This window comes from Paenibacillus sp. 1001270B_150601_E10, from assembly GCF_015558675.1.
Lineage (GTDB): Bacteria > Bacillota > Bacilli > Paenibacillales > Paenibacillaceae > Paenibacillus_B.
Map to the genome: position 1 here is coordinate 48,306 of NZ_JADMOL010000015.1, position 16,156 is coordinate 64,461.

The following is a 16,156-nucleotide window of genomic DNA, read 5'->3' on the forward strand; positions in this document are numbered from 1 at the left end:
CGTGTTGAAGACGTTAGAGCATGTTCATTTTATCGGCATCGGGGGCTATGGAATGAGTGCAATTGCCCGTGTGATGCTGGAAATGGGCTATACGGTCACCGGATCGGATGTTGCTAAACAAGATTTGACAGATAAGCTCCAAGCAAAGGGAGCGGTTATTCATATTGGGCACGATCCTGCATATGTGCAGGATGCAGATATTGTGGTCTATTCCACAGCATTGCCTAAAGACAACGAAGAGCGCGTGGCAGCGGAGAAGCGTGGAATTCCTGTGCTTCATCGTTCCGAGATGCTGGCGCGCCTATTGAATGCGAAGCAGGGGATCACTGTGGCGGGCGCGCATGGGAAGACGACGACTTCTTCCATGATTGCATTTGTATTGGAGCGCTGCGGGGTAGATCCTACCTTTATCATCGGCGGGGAGGTAACCAACCTCGGCACGAATGCAGCTGCTGGCCGCGGTGACTTTGTGGTCGCGGAAGCGGATGAGAGCGATGGATCTTTTCTCGCGTATCATCCTCAGATTGCGGTCGTCACGAATATTGAAGCCGACCATCTGGAGAATTACGGCGGAGACTTTGACAATCTGAAAGCGGCTTATGTTCAGTTCCTCAGCCAGATCAAGGCTGGTGGGGCTGCTGTGGTGTGCAGCGATGATCCGATTATTCGTGAAATGATCGCAGACCTTAAGTGCAGCACCTTAACGTATGCCATTGATGAGCCCGCCGACTATCGCGCTGTCGATATCGAAACGCTGGACCGTCATATTCGCTTCACGATGATGAAAGGAAGCGAAGCGCTAGGAACGGTGGAATTGTCCATTCCAGGCCGCCATAACGTATTGAATGCGATGGCAACGATCATCGTAAGCATGGAAGCAGGCGTAGCCTTTGAGGATGCAGCTCGCGCAATTCTTGATTTCACAGGAGCGAAGCGCCGTTACCAAATTATTGGAACGGCTCAAGATGTTATCGTCATTGATGATTACGCGCATCATCCTACGGAGATTGAGGCAACCTTGCTTGCAGCAAAGGCTTCCGGCAGAAGAATCGTGGCGGTATTCCAGCCGCAACGCTATTCCCGTACTTATTTCTTGTTTGATCAATTCAGCCGTGCCTTCGGCCATGCTGATGAGGTGCTGATTACCGATATCTATTCTCCTGCTGGAGAACAGCCTATTGAGGGTGTTCATGCTTCGAAGCTCGTGGATAGCATTCGAGAGCACAGCAATAAGCATGCACAATACATTTCAACGAAGGAAGAAGCTCTTTCTTACTTGAAAGAGAATACAAAGCCAGGCGATCTCGTGCTTACGATGGGTGCCGGCGATATTTGGCGAGTAGCCTATCAGCTTGCTGATCATTACAAGGCGTAAGCGCCTTTCTTTACACCAATCTTTTCAACAGATGACAGACTGTGATCCTTCTTCGGAAGGGCAGTCTGTTTTTTATTCTCTTGTGGATATGCATGGTTGAGGGATATGCGAGGCTATCTTGTTCGCAGAAATAGTTGTTCGAATAACGGCATCTAGTCGTAATGTTTATCGCAAGGCTGACTTCGGTAGTGAGGGTTTTTCATTTGAGAAACTAACCGTTACACTAGAGATGGATAAAAAGATTTGATTCGTTTATGCCCTCAATGGAGCCGTTCATCTTTTGGATGGTCTCGAGGGGAATTATGATCTCGACGCATTCAGAGGTGGTATGCATGCTTTCGTTATTAAAAACGGTGTGGGAGAGGTGGATGGACTTTCCTTTGCAGGAAGGACAAATCATCGATCAAGGCCGCTATCGAATTGACCGCTATATCGGAATGGGAAGCTACGGCTTGGCTTATCTCGCTACCGATCTGATGACATTAGCGCCATGTTTAGTGAAGCAAAGCCGTCCCAGCAAGAAGGAAAAAGGCACCGAGCTGCTTGGACGCGAGGCTGAATTTCTGAAGCAGCTTGATCATGGCCGTATCCCTCGAATGCAGGCTATTTTTACAGAGGGGAAGCATCGATATCTCGTTATGAGTTATATTGAAGGGCTCAATATCGAGCAGCTATTGTTTGATCACGATAAATCCTTTTCTCAGGCGGAGGCTATACTATTTATTCGCGAGCTAGGAGAATTGATTCATGCCGTGCATCAAGCCTCAATGGTTCATTTGGATGTACGCATTCCGAATGTTCTTATTAAGGATGGAGAGTTGTTCCTCATTGATTTTGGACTAGCGAGACGCTATGTGCCCGAAGAAAGGGACCGAGCACTTTGTGAACGCCTAGAGCGTAAAGGCAGCCCTTCCTTCAGAGATCTCCGCAAAGAGCCTCAGTCCTTATATCGAGAGGATTCATCCTTTAAGCGTGAGATGAGAGCGCCGCTCTATAGCAGCGATTGGTTTGCTGTTGGCCACATGCTATTATTTTTGCTTTATTCCGATTATCACGAAGAGGAGCAGCAAGAGGAGCGCCCTTGGGAGGAAGAGCTCGCCTTGCAGCCTAAGGTCGCTGAGCTGCTGCGTTTATTGCTTGCTCGAGAGAGTGAAGAGGACGCCATGTATATGCAGGCAATTGAGCAGGCATGTGAGGAACTAGGGATAGGCGAACTTACCTTTAAGCAAGCGATGGAGAATGCAATCATTGTTGCCCCTTGTTTATAAAAAATAAAGCACCCTGGCTTATTTCGCAGGATGTCCAGTGCTATGACTCGGAACGGGTACCTAATTCCTCCGAAGTCGATGTGTGGGATCCTTGAAAAAGTGGGGTGCTTTTTTATATAGGCTTAATAGGCTTAGCTTGAAAAATAGCTGCTAAAGCTTTTGTATTTACGCTTGTAATGCTTATGTCCAAAGTGCTGAGGGGGCGGCGGATATTGATGGTTGTGCTGTGAATGAGGTCCGCGATGCTTCGAGTATTTATAATCGCTGCTGCTGTAATGACGCTGCTGGTGTTGACCTTTCACGGAATGCAAGAAACGCTTGATCATATGCTTGAGCATACATTCACCTCCTCTTTCTTTTGCAGAAGCTTGTAAGGCTCTGCATTTTTATATGTTCATACGTTGCGGTAACAGTCATGTTTCGAAAAAATAAAAAAAACATCCCTGTACTTTTTAATGAAGTACGAGAGATGTTTTACTCATGATTTGGATCGTCATGCTAGGGTGCATGACAAAGATCCTTTGCTGCTCCCCCAACTGCACGCCTGTTTCCTCTATATTCTATGAAAGGATGATAGGTTGTGACTCCACGAATGGTTGATAGGGCGAACCTAAAAAATGATAGAGATCTTCGTTCTATTTTCTATGAATCTACCATATACCTAGTATTAATTAAATGGATCGAAGGATGGTGAATCATGATGGAGCGCAACGCAGCCAAGTTAACGTTTCGCTTTCCTGCACAAGCGAACGATACGGATAAGAGGAATCAAGTTGAAGAGATCAAAAAAGAAATTGAACAGCAGGTGAACTGGAGTGATTGGCAGTATGCTGAAGCTGATTCGAACGAAGGACAAACGGGTCAAGAGCACGTCGAAACTTATATAGAGATTGCGAAGAAGGATATGAACACGGATCCAGGCCATAGCGATCGTTATGCAGCGGTTACGAGTGTGAATCCACTCTATCAGCAGCAAGGTGTGGACCTTGAAGATGAGATGACAAGAATTGAGCGAGTCATTCGTGAGGCTGGTGGAACGGAGCCTGTGCGAATCGATGAAAAGCCTGTGGAAGAGCTCGATGAAACTGCAGAAGCGGTAGAAGAGCACGACAGAGATTGGAAGCATGAGATGCCTGCGTTCGATTATTCTACAATCAAGCCTGTGAAGACTCGCCCCAATCGTCCAACCATATTGCGGGTCGCCTTATCTGTGGTGGGAGCGGTAGCGACAGGCTTAGCACTTGGTCTTCTAACGTTATCTCTGTTCAAGGGGGACACACCGCTTCCGGATCTAACCCGAGATGTTCCTGTGATGGGAACTATCAAGGATGAAGGATCGGACACTAAAGGTGAGGGAGCGTCAAATGATGCGCAATCTCAGCAGAGCAGCACAAAGGCCAATGCGGTAGCAATCGATATTCCAGCGCGTACGAAGCATGTGCTTCAGTACGGCGTGTTCAGCCAAGCGGAGGGAGCGAAGAAAGCAGAGGAGGAGCTCAGGAGCCTTGGTCTAGCGGCGGTAAGAGTCCCAGGCGAGGATCAAGGTACCGAGAGAGTCTTCGCAGCTATTGCAGACAGCCGCAATGACGCTATGCTGCTGAGTGATGCCTTGAAGTCGCAGGAGCTTGAACTCTATGTTCGGCCACAGGAGCGCAAGGCCTACACGAGCCTGAAGTTTACAGGGGATGCAAAGCTTCTGCAGCAGTTTGTAGGCAAGGGAGACACCGTTCAGGATTGGCTCATCACCCAGTCTGCTGCTATGCTTCAGGCATCGACGCCTGCAGCTTTTGACAAGTCGAGTATGGATACGCTTCGAAATGTGCACCAGCAATGGACAGAAGAAGGCCAGAAGCTGAAGAAAACATTGAACAGCGAGGATGAGAAGGAATGGGCAAGAATCGTACAGTCTATGAATACCGCTATTAATGCCGTCAATGAATATAATAAAAAGCCATCCTCAGCTCAGCTGTGGAACATTCAGCAGGCGAGCATTCAATATGCACTGCTCGAGGAAGCATGGTTGAATCGATTGACAGGGGAATAGATAGAACGGACCTTCGTTTCCATAGCGGCAACGGAGGTCTATTTGTCGTATTTTGTATTCCTTTGTCTATAACGCGCATACTAGTAAACGCCGTTTTCAAAGTGGAACCATGATGAAAGTTGCCTTTTGACAGAAGCAAACAGGATAAAAAAACAGCTGAACGATGGGTCATTCATCAAGCTAGAAGAACAAGGGTAGAAGGATACTTCTACATGGTGTATACTATTTGTCAAGCTGTAAAACTGAGCGTATAATAAGGAAAGGTGTCAAAAAATGGAGAACATTCAACGAAATGCACAGGAATTACCGCTTCTTGTTCTCGCATCCTCTTCCCCAAGGCGGCAAGAATTGATTCATCGATTAGGACTGCCTGTCGAAATCGAAACGAGTGATGTGGAAGAGCGTGTCGAGGCGGATTGGACACCTGCACAAACGGTTGAACAGCTGGCACGTAAGAAGGCTGAAGCAGTAGTCGCAGAGCGACAAACAAGACAAGTTCAAGGATTGGTCATCGGAGCCGATACCATCGTTGCACTTGAAGAACAGATTCTAGGGAAGCCGACAGATGAGACGGATGCATTACGTATGCTTAAAATGCTCCAAGGTCGGGCTCATGACGTATATACAGGTATTGCATGTATGGATATGAACAGTGGAAATGTGTTAGTACGGCATCGTCGCACGCGTGTGTGGATGCGTCAGCGGACGGATGAACAGCTTCTTTCCTATATTGCGACGGGAGAACCACTTGATAAGGCTGGTGCTTATGGAATTCAAGGAAGAGGCTCTACGCTTGTGGAGCGTATAGACGGATGTTACTTTAACGTTGTAGGTCTTTCTGTATCCCTTCTTGCAGAGATGCTAGAATCCTTCGGCATCGAAACTCCTTGACTGAATTGCAGTATAATTTATATTGGCTGTCGTTTGTGATGCATCTGCCAGGGCTAACATCTTGACGATTGATGTTGAGAGGGGCGCATGGTATGACACACCAACCGATGTTAAAGGATTTACCTGAAGAAGATCGTCCGAGAGAAAGAATGATGCATGCAGGATCAGAGGCGCTTAGCCACACAGAGCTGCTTGCTATCCTTCTTCGGACTGGAACGAAGAACGAATCTGCGCTGCTTGTTGCACAGCGCATCCTGAATCATATAGGAAGCCTGCACAAGCTTGCCGATATGTCGTACATGGAGCTTACGGAGATTAAGGGCATTGGGACGGCAAAAGCCCTTCAACTGCTTGCTGGCCTTGAGCTTGGCCGGCGAATGGCAAGGTCTCGAATGGATGAACAAGCCGTAATCAGGCGCCCGCAGGATGCAGCCCATTTGGTTATGGAGTCGATGAGGTACTATAAACGGGAGCATTTTATTTGCTTATTTCTCAATTCGAAGAATAAGGTGCTTGCGCAGGAGACCATCTCGATTGGCACCTTGGATGCCTCCCTAGTCCATCCGCGCGAGGTATTTCGCGCTGCGATTCGGCACAGCTCGGCTTCTGTGGTGTGCTTGCATAACCATCCAAGCGGAGATCCGACGCCAAGTGAAGAGGATATTTGGATTACCAAACGCTTGATGGAAGCGGGAGAGCTTGTAGGGATTGAAGTATTGGATCATATTGTCATCGGCGATCAGCGGTATGTAAGTTTGAAGGAACAAGGCCATATGTAATATAATGTTTAAGTTGTTTACAACTAGAGTGAAAAAATACAGAAAATTGAAGTTGTTCAAGGGTGACTTGAATACGCAAGATAAAGGAGATTAGACATCATGTTTGGTGGTTTTAGCAAAGATTTGGGAATTGACTTGGGTACAGCAAATACATTGGTATATGTTCGTGGAAGAGGAATTATCGTACGGGAACCGTCTGTTGTGGCGATTCGCACCGATACGAAGACGATAGAAGCAGTTGGTGAAGACGCAAAAAAAATGATCGGACGTACTCCTGGTAACATTCGCGCGATTCGTCCGATGAAGGACGGCGTTATCGCGGACTTCGACACAACGGCAACGATGATTAAGTACTTCATCAGACAAGCTCAGAAGCAGCGCTCTCTGTTCCCGCGCCATCCAAACGTTATGGTATGTGTGCCGTCTGGCATTACAGCAGTCGAGCAGCGTGCCGTTGAAGATGCAACGAAGCAGGCTGGAGCTCGTGAAGCTTACACGATTGAAGAGCCGTTTGCAGCAGCTATTGGTGCGGACCTTCCTGTATGGGAACCAACAGGAAGCATGGTCGTTGATATTGGCGGCGGTACGACAGAAGTAGCAGTCATCTCCTTGGGAGGTATCGTTACGGCTCGTTCTGTTCGTGTTGCTGGTGATGATATGGATGATGCCATTATTCAATACATTAAGCGTCAATATAACTTGATGATCGGGGAGCGTACAGCGGAACAATTGAAGATGGAGATCGGTTCTGCCCTTCAGTCGGAAGAGTCGACATCCCTTGAGATTCGCGGACGCGATCTTGTTACAGGTCTTCCAAAGACATTGTCCATTTCTTCCAATGAGATTACAGGCGCACTTGCCGATACAGTCAGTGCCATCGTGGAAGCTGTTAAGGTCACATTGGAGAAATGTCCGCCAGAGCTTGCAGCGGACATTATGGACCGAGGCATCGTACTGACAGGCGGTGGAGCGTTGCTTCGCAATCTAGACAAGCTGCTTGCTCGTGAGACAGGAATGCCAGTCATTGTGGCTGAGAATCCACTTGACTGTGTAGCGATCGGAACCGGCCGCGCACTAGATAATATCCACCTCTTCAAAGCACGCAGCAGTTCCGCTCTTCGCATGAAGCGCTAATCGTAGGGTACGTATTTATGGTGCCGCACAGGATCGTTCCTCCGGTGCGGACCATATGTATAAAGCTACGGAACGAATCTGCATGACGATGAGAAGGTGTTGACACTGTTTAAGCTGTTAGGCAACAAGCGATTGTTTATTTTAATGGTTGGACTTATTGTATTTATTGCAATCATGGGCTTCACGCTTGGCGCACGCGGTAAGGTGTCATGGCCCGAGAAATTCGTGCACGACACTGTTACATTCGTTCAAAAGATATTTTACAAGCCGGCGTCTGCCATTTCAGGGTTTATTGATGATGTTTCGAAGTTGAAAGAGACGTATGAAGAGAATGAGAGATTGAAGATTGCTCTAGCGCATTATACCCGTGATAAAGGTGTGTATAATGGCTATAAAGCAGAAAATGAACGACTTAAGGAAGAACTAGGGTTCACAGAGCGTCAGAAGCAAAAGAACCTGCCTTATGAGTATCGAATCGCACAGGTGAACTCGATTAACGTGGCCGACCCATTCAACCAGACAATTAATATCGATCTGGGAGAGAGCGATGGCATGCGTGTCGGAATGCCTGTTATTTCGATTGACGGAGTTGTCGGCATGATCAGCCGAGTCTACCAGTTCTCATCGACGGTTGAATTGCTCACGAACATGGATGACAAGGACCCGAACTCCAGAGCGATTGCCGCGACTGTAATGGGCAAGGAGAACAAATCCTTCGGCATGATCGAATCCTATGATCAAAGTTCAGGCTTGTTCTTGATGACAAGGATTGAAGAGGATGATCCGATTCAAAAAGGAGATACCATTGTATCCTCGGATATCGGCCAATACTTCCCTAGAGGGTTGGTAATCGGCGAAGTAGTCTCTAAAGAGCCTGGTGATTTTGGACTGACGTATACTGCAAAAGTGAAGCCAACAGCCTCCTTTGAGAATTGGAGGGAACTGTTTGTGGTGGTAAGCCATGCAGCAGTGGATGAAGAAGCGACGAACGGCAAGGAGAAGACCCCATGAATCGAAACTGGATGATTCTCTTTATGTTCATTTTGTTCCTGATTGAAGGTACATGGCTTCCTTTTTTGATTCCAGGCGCATGGTCAGACCGCATCTTCCCGCAGCTTGTCTTTATCGTTGTGCTGTATCATGCGGTGTATAAGCATCGTCATACTGCGCTTATGATGGGGCTAGGGTTCGGACTATTGCAGGATATTGTTTACTATGGACATATGATAGGTCCGCACACGTTTACAATGGGGTTATTGGGATATTTAGTAGGTCTCCTCTTTTCAACGCGCAATACGTCCATGATGATCATGATGATGATTTCGTTTATGTGCAGTTTCATTTATCAAGCGATTATCTTCGGTATTTATGCGTTGTTTAGTGTGCAGCATCTTGAGTTTAAGGATACGCTGCTGAATTACATGATTCCAAGCTTGTTTATCCAATTGTTGTTCGCGCTCATCATCTACGTTCCGATGCGCAAATGGTTCGAAACTGCTCCCGTGACTGACTCTAACGAGGAAAAAGAAGCGTTATAGCCGTCTTCGGATACCGCTCCGGGCGGCTTTGCTTGCTTTTCATCAACCTCTGCATGCGTTCAATCATGATGGAGTAGCTTGAATGAAAGGTATGTTTACCTAATTGAATATTGTTGTTTCGATAGATTCGGAGCAACTTTCGATTTGGCGACAAAACCTGCCTATGAACGCAGTTCTTCTCTTCTAGATGCTGCGAAGGAGGGTTTTTCATCGATTTTCCTATGATTTTGTAAGTCGTTGCAGGAACTTGCCTCATGCGTAACGAAAAAGATTACGTTGGGAGGGACGAACGATGACGGCCAAGTCACTAGTAACGATAAAAGGTGTCAAAGACGGCCTCGTGTTCCTGCTTGACGATAAAAGCGATTTTAGCGATGTGCTGCATGATTTGCGCGCTAAGCTTGAACATACATCTCAGTTCTTTAGTGGACCTATCGTGTATGTGGATGTCAAGTTGGGGGCTCGCTCCGTTGTAGACGAGCAAAAGACAGAACTAGTAGAAATATTGCGACAGAGAGGAAATTTGCTCATACGGTCTATACAATGTGATGCCGAGTCTAAACCGCAAGAAAAAGGCTACCAAGTTCAGACTTTGACAGGAATTGTACGATCGGGTCAAGTATTACGACATGAGGGCAACTTGTTATTTTTAGGTGATGTGAATCCTGGAGGATTGATTGAGAGCACAGGGGATGTCGTTGTGTGCGGTGCTTTGCGCGGAACCGTGCATGCAGGTGTCAACGGCGATGACAATGCGGTAATCGTTGCAAGCCTATTTGCACCGACGCAGCTTCGTATTGCCGATGTGATTAGCCGTCCGCCGGATGAATGGGGCGTGAAGCAGACACAGATGGAATACGCCTATGTGCGAGAAGGACAGATGCAGATTGATAAGGTCTCGCATCTTCATCGGATTCGCAAAGACCTGAATATGTTCAAAGGAGTGTAGATTGCATGGGAGAGGCCATTGTCGTCACTTCGGGTAAAGGCGGTGTCGGTAAGACGACAACGTCCGCCAATCTAGGCACAGCTCTTGCCTTGCAGGGGAAAAAGGTATGTATGGTGGATACGGATATCGGGCTTCGCAACCTTGACGTTGTGATGGGGCTTGAGAACCGTATCGTTTATGACATCGTGGATGTCGTAGAAGGCCGCTGCCGCTTGAATCAGGCGCTTGTGAAGGATAAGCGGTTTGACGAGCTCTATATGCTGCCTGCTGCACAGACAAAGGACAAGCTTGCTGTATCGCCGGATCAAGTGAAGGATATCATTTTAGAGCTCAAGAAAGATTTTGAATATATTATTATTGATTGTCCTGCTGGTATCGAGCAGGGCTTTAAGAATGCCATCGCAGGAGCAGATGCTGCCATCGTGGTAACGACTCCAGAGAATGCAGCTGTTCGCGACGCCGACCGCATCGTAGGGTTGCTTGAGAGTGCTAATCTTGGCTCTCCAAAGCTCATCGTGAATCGCATTCGCCCTAATATGGTGAAGAGCGGTGAGATGCTTGATATCGATGATGTTCTGCAAGTGCTTAACATCGACCTTATTGGCATCGTGCCTGACGATGAATTGGTCATCAAGGCAGCGAATAATGGAGAGCCTACGGTGATGAACCCAGAGTCCAAGGCAGCTATTGCTTATCGCAATATTGCGCGGCGTATTCTAGGAGATACGGTACCGCTGATGCAGCTTCATCAGAAAAAAGGAATGATGACTAAGATGAAGAAGTTTTTTGGAATAGGATGATAAGCCTTGCTGAACAAAATTAAGCGAATAGATTGGATTATTGTTGGAATATTGCTTTGTTTCGCGGTGTTCAGCCCATTGCTTGTCTATAGCTCCACACATGGTAGTACGACAATGGATGCGTACTCCATGGCGATGAAGACGATTGTCTTTTTTGCGATTGGCTTTGGCGTGATGTTTTTAATATCGCTTATCGATTATCGATTGTATTTAAAATGGTGGCCCGTAACATTCGCCATTACGATCCTGCTTCTGATCGGGCTTTACTTCTTTGGAGCTTACATCAACGGTGCGAGAGGCTGGTATCAGTTAGGCTCGCTTAGCTTCCAGCCTGCCGAATTGGCGAAGATTGCGATCATATTCGCTGTCGCGCAAATGCTCGGCAAGCGCAACGGAGAGCCGCTCACGTTTACGAGGGATCTTATTCCGATCGGACTTGTCGTTTCCATTCCATTTGGGCTCGTAGTGGCTCAGCCTGACCTTGGGAATGCAGTCATTTATGCGGTTATTTTGATTGCAATGCTATGGATCGGCGGCTTGAAATATCGTCATATGCTGGTAGGAACCTTGATCGTTGTCGGCAGTGTAGCTTTAGTATTTGTGATGTTCACAAGCTTCAAGGGTCAGACAGAAGCCTTTTTCAAGGAAACGCTAGGACAAGCGCATTGGTTTGAGCGGATCAATACATTTGTAAGCCCTGACTCAGCGACGAACGATGAGCGCCATCAATCGGAATACGCCATGACTGCCATCGGATCAGGCGGATTATCTGGCGACGGCTTCCTACAAGGGGAGCTTAAGCGAAGAGGCTATGTTCCTCTTACTTACTCTGATGCTATTTTTGTCGTGATTGGGGAGGAATTCGGCTTCCAAGGCGGAGCGATCCTTCTGCTCTTATATTTCTTGCTTATCTATCGAATGATTCTAATCGCATTCCAATGCTACGATCGGCGAGGCTCCTATATGATCATCGGGATTGTGGCGATGTTCGTGTTCCAGATCTTCGAGAACATTGGCATGATGATTGGTCTGATGCCGATTACCGGGATTACGCTGCCATTTATCAGCTATGGGGGGACATCGCTCATGCTGAACATGTGCTGTATCGGGCTTGTTATGAGCATTCGAATCTACCAGGAGAAATATCAGCTTGAGGACTGACGCAACATGTGAGTCTCTATTATAGTTATTCGCTTATGTGGCGGCATAAGCGAAGTACAAACACCTCTATATTTGCCTTTTGCATAAGGGTAAATATAGAGGTGTTTTTTGTCTTCAGTTTTGAGGATAAAGGCATACAAAGCTTGACTACTAAAGCATATTGCACACCATATTGCCATAGATATAGCTACAAGAAGGTATGGACAAGGTGGGAGGATCGAGGGATGAAGGAAGATATAAGAAGACGCAGACAAGAACGTATTCGTCAATTGTCGATGGGACAAGCGCCAACGAAGCAATCGTCATGGAAGCAGGAAGAAGACAGAGATCCCTGGAGAGCCGAAGACCATGTAGATAAAGAACATGAGCAGATAGAAGAGCCTAACCTGGAAGAGCAGGCTTGGCTCGCAAGCTTGAATAGGCTTGATGATACGGAAATGGATCAGGTACAGAATCCACAGGATCCCGAACAGGAATGGAAGCAATCAAGAGCAAGCTGGGAGGAGCGCTATGGCTGGTCCGAGAATCCGGATGAGCCTAAAAAAAATCAGTGGCTAAGAACTTTGAAGCTGCAGTTTGTAGGCGCCCTCCTCTTAGGCGTAATCGCTGTTGCTTCCGTTCAGCTGTCAACGCCGTGGCAGTCTCAGGCAAAGGCCTTTTTGACTGCATCATTAACGGAAAATATAAATTTGGAACCAATTGCTGTTTGGTATAGAGCAACTTTTGGGGGTTCACCTGCGTTTATTCCTATATGGGAGTCCAAAATGCCGGAGACAAAGCAGGTTCATGCTGCGAACAAGCTGTCTCCTCCGTTTGCAGGGACGGTTGTGCAATCCTTTGCTGTGAACATGAGCGGCATTGAATTGGCGCCAAGCGGATCGGACACCATCGTACGCAGTGCAGCTACAGGCCGGGTCGTTAAGGTTGATTTGGATAAAGACGAGCACATGACGGTAACCGTTCAGCATGCGGATGGTTATTCGACGATATATGGACACTTGGCAACCTGCGAGGTTAAACCAGATGACTGGATAGAAGCAGGGGATGAACTCGGCCTATTATCGGAGACGGCTGACCCAGACCGCACCCTGTACTTTGCGGTCACGAAAAACGGCCAATATGTCGATCCTATGGATGTGATGGATCTTGGTTAAATGGGGCGGCACCACGTACTCGGTTCATCCGCTCTTCGTTATGCTGCTTACCTTATCGGCGATTACAGGTCATATCCTTGAGCTTGTAACGTTATTCGTAATAGTCAGCATCCACGAGATGGGACATGTTGTTGCTGCTAAAGCCTTCGGATGGAGCATTGAGGAGGTAAAGCTGCTTCCCTTTGGAGGGGTTGCTGAGACGAAGGACGGCGCTGTATCGCCAGGCTGGCAGGAGTGTCTCGTTGCACTTGCAGGCCCCTTGCAGAATGGGCTGATGATTGTTCTTGCCTTATGGTTTCGTTATTTGGGCTTGTGGTCGGATGAGTGGACCAATTATTTTATAGAGGCCAATCTAGTCATTGGGGGCTTTAATTTGCTTCCCATCCTGCCGCTGGATGGAGGAAGGATGCTTCAGGCAAGCTTCGGCAAGCTAGTAAGCTATCATCGATTGCTTATCATTGGAGTTTGGTTCAGCATCGTTTGCAGCGTGCTACTAGGCTTGTTTTCCATTTTTCCGTTAATAGATGAGCGGCCTCTTCATTTGAATCTGCTTGTCGTTGCGTTATTTTTAGGATGGAGCAACTGGGTAGAACGCAAACATATTCCTTATCGGTTTGTTCGCTTCCTTGTGAACCGGCCGAAGCGGCTGCGCCAGTGGGAAGAGCAAATTCAGCTCGGGCAGCCTATCGTATCTGAAGCAAGTAGATCTTTATCTGCGATATTGAAAAGGTTCCGCAGAGACATGTATCACTTGATCTATATTATGGGGGAAAATGGACGAATCGAAAAAATAATTCCCGAACAAAAACTTATTGATGCTTATTTTGATGATCCAAATTCTTCGCCTGAACAGAGCCGAAAACCAACAAAGAGATAGACAGAATGAGGTGAAGAAGATGAAAAATATGACAACGTTCCATAAACCTGCATGTTCATCGCTTCCTCCTTCATGTTACAATGGAGTGAACGCGCTTGAGTAGAGGTGATGCCATGAAACAATTAATTGTTCACTGTAAAGAACAGGTGACACAGATGGCGTTGTTAGAGCAAGGGAGACTTGTAGAATATACGGTTGAACGTGCCGAGGGCACTACGCTCGTCGGCAGCTTTTACAAAGGTCGCGTAGTCAATGTACTTCCAGGAATGCAAGCTGCTTTTGTTGATATTGGACTAAAGAAGAATGCTTTTCTATATGTAGATGATTGCTTGCATCCTCATTTGGAGAAGCAGCCAAAGGAAAAACCCTCAATCACAGAACTGCTTCAGCCGGGACAGGAGCTTATTGTTCAAGTCATGAAGGAGCCGCTTGGCGGCAAGGGAGCTCGTGTTACAACCCATTATTCGCTTCCAGGGCGTTTCTTAGTCTACATGCCTAAGGCAGATTATATTGGGGTATCGAAGAAGATCGAGCAGGAATCGGAGCGCAACCGCTTAAAGCATCTTGGTGAGGCAATACGCTGCGATGAAGAAGGCGTTATTCTTCGAACGGCAGCGGAGAAGGAAAGCCATGAATCACTGGAGATGGATATTCAATATTTGCGTGAGCAGTGGCATAAGATTGAGGAGCGGGCGATGGATGCTGAAGCTCCTTCTTTAATTCATCATGATCGGAACCTGATTGAGCGGTTTATTCGAGATGCGTTTAATCAAGAGGTTGAAGAACTGGTCATTGATGATGAGCGACAAGCCAAGCAGCTTCTTTCGTATGTTCGTACATTTGCCCCTGAGCTTGGGAGCAGGGTGCAGGTGTATCGGGGAAGAGATCCGATTTTTGAGCGATACGGCATAGCAGACAAGCTGAACAAGTCATTTCAACGGAAGACATGGCTGCAAAGCGGCGGCTATCTCGTTTGGGACCAAACCGAAGCGCTAACGGTTGTGGACGTGAATACAGGCAAGTACACAGGAACAAGAGACTTGGAAGATACCGTGTATCAGACCAATAGAGAGGCTGCAGAGGAAATCGCGCGTCTCATACGCCTAAGGGATATCGGCGGCATTATCATTGTTGATTTTATTGATATGGTGTCTGAGAAGCATCGTGACGATATCGTCTCAGAGCTCGAGGAACGGATGAAGCGGGATCGGACCAAATGCCTTGTTGTAGGCTGGACCAAGCTTGGTCTTCTGGAAATTACTCGCAAGAAGGTTCGTGAGCAGGTCATGAATCGCATGTATACCCTATGCCCGTCCTGTGAAGGGACAGGGAAGAAACTGAATTCATTCCTTACATAGGTCTTTGTTAAGTCTTGTCATTGACTTATGGCCAGCATCGTGTTACTATCATCTAGTATGTGTTTGGTTATACACTGCACACATGCTGTAACCGCTCGGAACAGGTAATGAAGCATGGCTGTTTGCGCAGTCATCACCTGAATAAGGCGAGTCTGAGACATGAGGAGGTGCAACAATGTACGCAATTATCGAAACAGGTGGCAAGCAGTACAAAGTTCAACAAGGTGATGTATTGTACATCGAGAAGTTGAACGCAGCTGATGGCGAAAGCGTAACTTTCGACCGTGTATTGGCAGTATCTAAAGACGGAAGTCTTGTAGCAGGTACTCCAGTTGTAGCAGGCGCTACAGTTACAGGTAAAGTTGAAAAGCATGGTAAAGGTGCAAAAATTACCGTGTACAAGTACAAGCCTAAGAAAAACTACCGTCGTAAGCAAGGTCATCGTCAACCTTACACTAAGGTAACGATCGAAAGCATCCAAGCGTAAGGTGTGACATGATTCGTGTCACTATTACTCGGAAGCCCGACGGTCTGATTGATAGCTTCACCATTCGCGGACATGCAGGATTTGCTCCTCACGGAGAAGATATTGTATGTGCTGGCGTATCCGCTGTAACCGTGGGCGCTGTAAACGCGATTGAAGCATTGACTGGTGTATCCTTGGACAGCAAGATGAAGGATGGCTTCCTGAACGGCTTCGTGCCTAAGCTTCAGGAGACTAGACAGATCGAGCAGGTACAACTGCTGCTGGAATCCATGGTTGTCAGTCTGAAGACAATTGAAGATTCATACGGAACGTATCTTCAAATAAACGAACGAAAAAAGTAA

At 47.1% G+C, this 16,156-nt stretch carries 17 protein-coding genes and 1 other annotated feature; of the genes, 16 read left to right on the forward strand and 1 reads right to left on the reverse strand.

The features are described from left to right. The first annotated feature begins 1 nt into the window (after position 1). Together murC and I2H74_RS21775 are read left to right on the forward strand one after the other, a co-directional pair. On the forward strand, positions 2-1,375 hold the full coding sequence (gene murC, locus I2H74_RS21770) for a UDP-N-acetylmuramate--L-alanine ligase (RefSeq protein ID WP_195576355.1): 1,374 nt from the start codon (positions 2-4) through the stop codon (positions 1,373-1,375). 332 nt (positions 1,376-1,707) lie between these two features. Then, on the forward strand, positions 1,708-2,643 hold the full coding sequence (locus I2H74_RS21775) for a serine/threonine protein kinase (RefSeq protein WP_195576356.1): 936 nt from the start codon (positions 1,708-1,710) through the stop codon (positions 2,641-2,643). A 131-nt stretch (positions 2,644-2,774) separates the two neighbouring features. Here I2H74_RS21775 and I2H74_RS21780 read toward each other — a convergent pair whose 3' ends face one another. After that, a complete protein-coding gene (locus tag I2H74_RS21780) occupies positions 2,775-2,981 on the reverse strand; it encodes a hypothetical protein (RefSeq protein ID WP_195576357.1) in 207 nt (68 codons plus the stop codon). Positions 2,982-3,340: 359 nt separating this feature from the next. On the opposite strand from I2H74_RS21780, the gene I2H74_RS21785 reads away from it, so the two are divergent. The 14 genes from I2H74_RS21785 to I2H74_RS21850 all read left to right on the forward strand — a co-directional run bounded on the left by I2H74_RS21785 (position 3,341) and on the right by I2H74_RS21850 (position 16,156). Further along, entirely contained in the window at positions 3,341-4,687 is a 1,347-nt protein-coding gene (locus I2H74_RS21785; RefSeq protein ID WP_195576358.1) for a hypothetical protein, read from the forward strand. A 273-nt stretch (positions 4,688-4,960) separates the two neighbouring features. Further along, positions 4,961-5,578, forward strand: coding sequence for a Maf family protein (locus I2H74_RS21790; RefSeq protein WP_195576359.1), 618 nt, complete (start codon positions 4,961-4,963; stop codon positions 5,576-5,578). Positions 5,579-5,670: 92 nt separating this feature from the next. Next, the gene (gene radC / locus I2H74_RS21795) at positions 5,671-6,357 is read left to right on the forward strand and encodes a RadC family protein (protein WP_195576360.1); all 687 of its coding nucleotides are present in this window, start codon (positions 5,671-5,673) and stop codon (positions 6,355-6,357) included. Positions 6,358-6,456: 99 nt separating this feature from the next. After that, positions 6,457-7,491, forward strand: a complete 1,035-nt coding sequence (locus I2H74_RS21800; protein ID WP_195576361.1) for a rod shape-determining protein — start codon at positions 6,457-6,459, stop codon at positions 7,489-7,491. Positions 7,492-7,590: 99 nt separating this feature from the next. After that, positions 7,591-8,502 (forward strand): rod shape-determining protein MreC, encoded by a 912-nt coding sequence (gene mreC / locus I2H74_RS21805; RefSeq protein WP_229106929.1) that lies wholly within the window; start codon positions 7,591-7,593, stop codon positions 8,500-8,502. After that, the gene (gene mreD, locus I2H74_RS21810) at positions 8,499-9,029 is read left to right on the forward strand and encodes a rod shape-determining protein MreD (RefSeq protein WP_195576363.1); all 531 of its coding nucleotides are present in this window, start codon (positions 8,499-8,501) and stop codon (positions 9,027-9,029) included. Before mreC ends, mreD begins: the two co-directional genes overlap by 4 nt. Positions 9,030-9,321: 292 nt before the next feature. Beyond that, entirely contained in the window at positions 9,322-9,978 is a 657-nt protein-coding gene (gene minC, locus I2H74_RS21815) for a septum site-determining protein MinC (protein WP_195576364.1), read from the forward strand. A 5-nt stretch (positions 9,979-9,983) separates the two neighbouring features. Further along, positions 9,984-10,778: a septum site-determining protein MinD gene (minD, locus tag I2H74_RS21820; RefSeq protein ID WP_195576365.1), complete on the forward strand. Its 795-nt coding sequence runs from the start codon at positions 9,984-9,986 to the stop codon at positions 10,776-10,778. A gap of 6 nt (positions 10,779-10,784) precedes the next feature. Beyond that, positions 10,785-11,939 (forward strand): FtsW/RodA/SpoVE family cell cycle protein, encoded by a 1,155-nt coding sequence (locus I2H74_RS21825; RefSeq protein WP_195576366.1) that lies wholly within the window; start codon positions 10,785-10,787, stop codon positions 11,937-11,939. Between the two features lie 224 nt (positions 11,940-12,163). Continuing rightward, entirely contained in the window at positions 12,164-13,093 is a 930-nt protein-coding gene (locus I2H74_RS21830) for a M23 family metallopeptidase (RefSeq protein WP_195576367.1), read from the forward strand. After that, positions 13,086-13,970, forward strand: coding sequence for a M50 family metallopeptidase (locus I2H74_RS21835; protein WP_195576368.1), 885 nt, complete (start codon positions 13,086-13,088; stop codon positions 13,968-13,970). Before I2H74_RS21830 ends, I2H74_RS21835 begins: the two co-directional genes overlap by 8 nt. A 113-nt stretch (positions 13,971-14,083) precedes the next feature. Further along, positions 14,084-15,328, forward strand: coding sequence for an Rne/Rng family ribonuclease (locus I2H74_RS21840; protein WP_195576369.1), 1,245 nt, complete (start codon positions 14,084-14,086; stop codon positions 15,326-15,328). Positions 15,329-15,407: 79 nt separating this feature from the next. Continuing rightward, positions 15,408-15,492: a sequence feature (ribosomal protein L21 leader region), on the forward strand. 11 nt (positions 15,493-15,503) lie between these two features. Next, positions 15,504-15,815 (forward strand): 50S ribosomal protein L21, encoded by a 312-nt coding sequence (gene rplU / locus I2H74_RS21845; RefSeq protein ID WP_195576370.1) that lies wholly within the window; start codon positions 15,504-15,506, stop codon positions 15,813-15,815. A gap of 8 nt (positions 15,816-15,823) precedes the next feature. Then, positions 15,824-16,156, forward strand: a complete 333-nt coding sequence (locus I2H74_RS21850) for a ribosomal-processing cysteine protease Prp (protein WP_195576371.1) — start codon at positions 15,824-15,826, stop codon at positions 16,154-16,156.

Bases quoted from the DNA above. Each gene is read 5' to 3' on its own strand.
- I2H74_RS21775 (WP_195576356.1), top strand. From the start codon at position 1,708: ATGCTTTCGTTATTAAAAACGGTGTGGGAGAGGTGGATGGACTTTCCT.
- I2H74_RS21780 (WP_195576357.1), bottom strand. From the start codon at position 2,981: ATGCTCAAGCATATGATCAAGCGTTTCTTGCATTCCGTGAAAGGTCAA.
- I2H74_RS21785 (WP_195576358.1), top strand. From the start codon at position 3,341: ATGATGGAGCGCAACGCAGCCAAGTTAACGTTTCGCTTTCCTGCACAA.
- I2H74_RS21790 (WP_195576359.1), top strand. From the start codon at position 4,961: ATGGAGAACATTCAACGAAATGCACAGGAATTACCGCTTCTTGTTCTC.
- radC (WP_195576360.1), top strand. From the start codon at position 5,671: ATGACACACCAACCGATGTTAAAGGATTTACCTGAAGAAGATCGTCCG.
- I2H74_RS21800 (WP_195576361.1), top strand. From the start codon at position 6,457: ATGTTTGGTGGTTTTAGCAAAGATTTGGGAATTGACTTGGGTACAGCA.
- mreD (WP_195576363.1), top strand. From the start codon at position 8,499: ATGAATCGAAACTGGATGATTCTCTTTATGTTCATTTTGTTCCTGATT.
- minC (WP_195576364.1), top strand. From the start codon at position 9,322: ATGACGGCCAAGTCACTAGTAACGATAAAAGGTGTCAAAGACGGCCTC.
- minD (WP_195576365.1), top strand. From the start codon at position 9,984: ATGGGAGAGGCCATTGTCGTCACTTCGGGTAAAGGCGGTGTCGGTAAG.
- I2H74_RS21830 (WP_195576367.1), top strand. From the start codon at position 12,164: ATGAAGGAAGATATAAGAAGACGCAGACAAGAACGTATTCGTCAATTG.
- I2H74_RS21840 (WP_195576369.1), top strand. From the start codon at position 14,084: ATGAAACAATTAATTGTTCACTGTAAAGAACAGGTGACACAGATGGCG.
- rplU (WP_195576370.1), top strand. From the start codon at position 15,504: ATGTACGCAATTATCGAAACAGGTGGCAAGCAGTACAAAGTTCAACAA.
- I2H74_RS21850 (WP_195576371.1), top strand. From the start codon at position 15,824: ATGATTCGTGTCACTATTACTCGGAAGCCCGACGGTCTGATTGATAGC.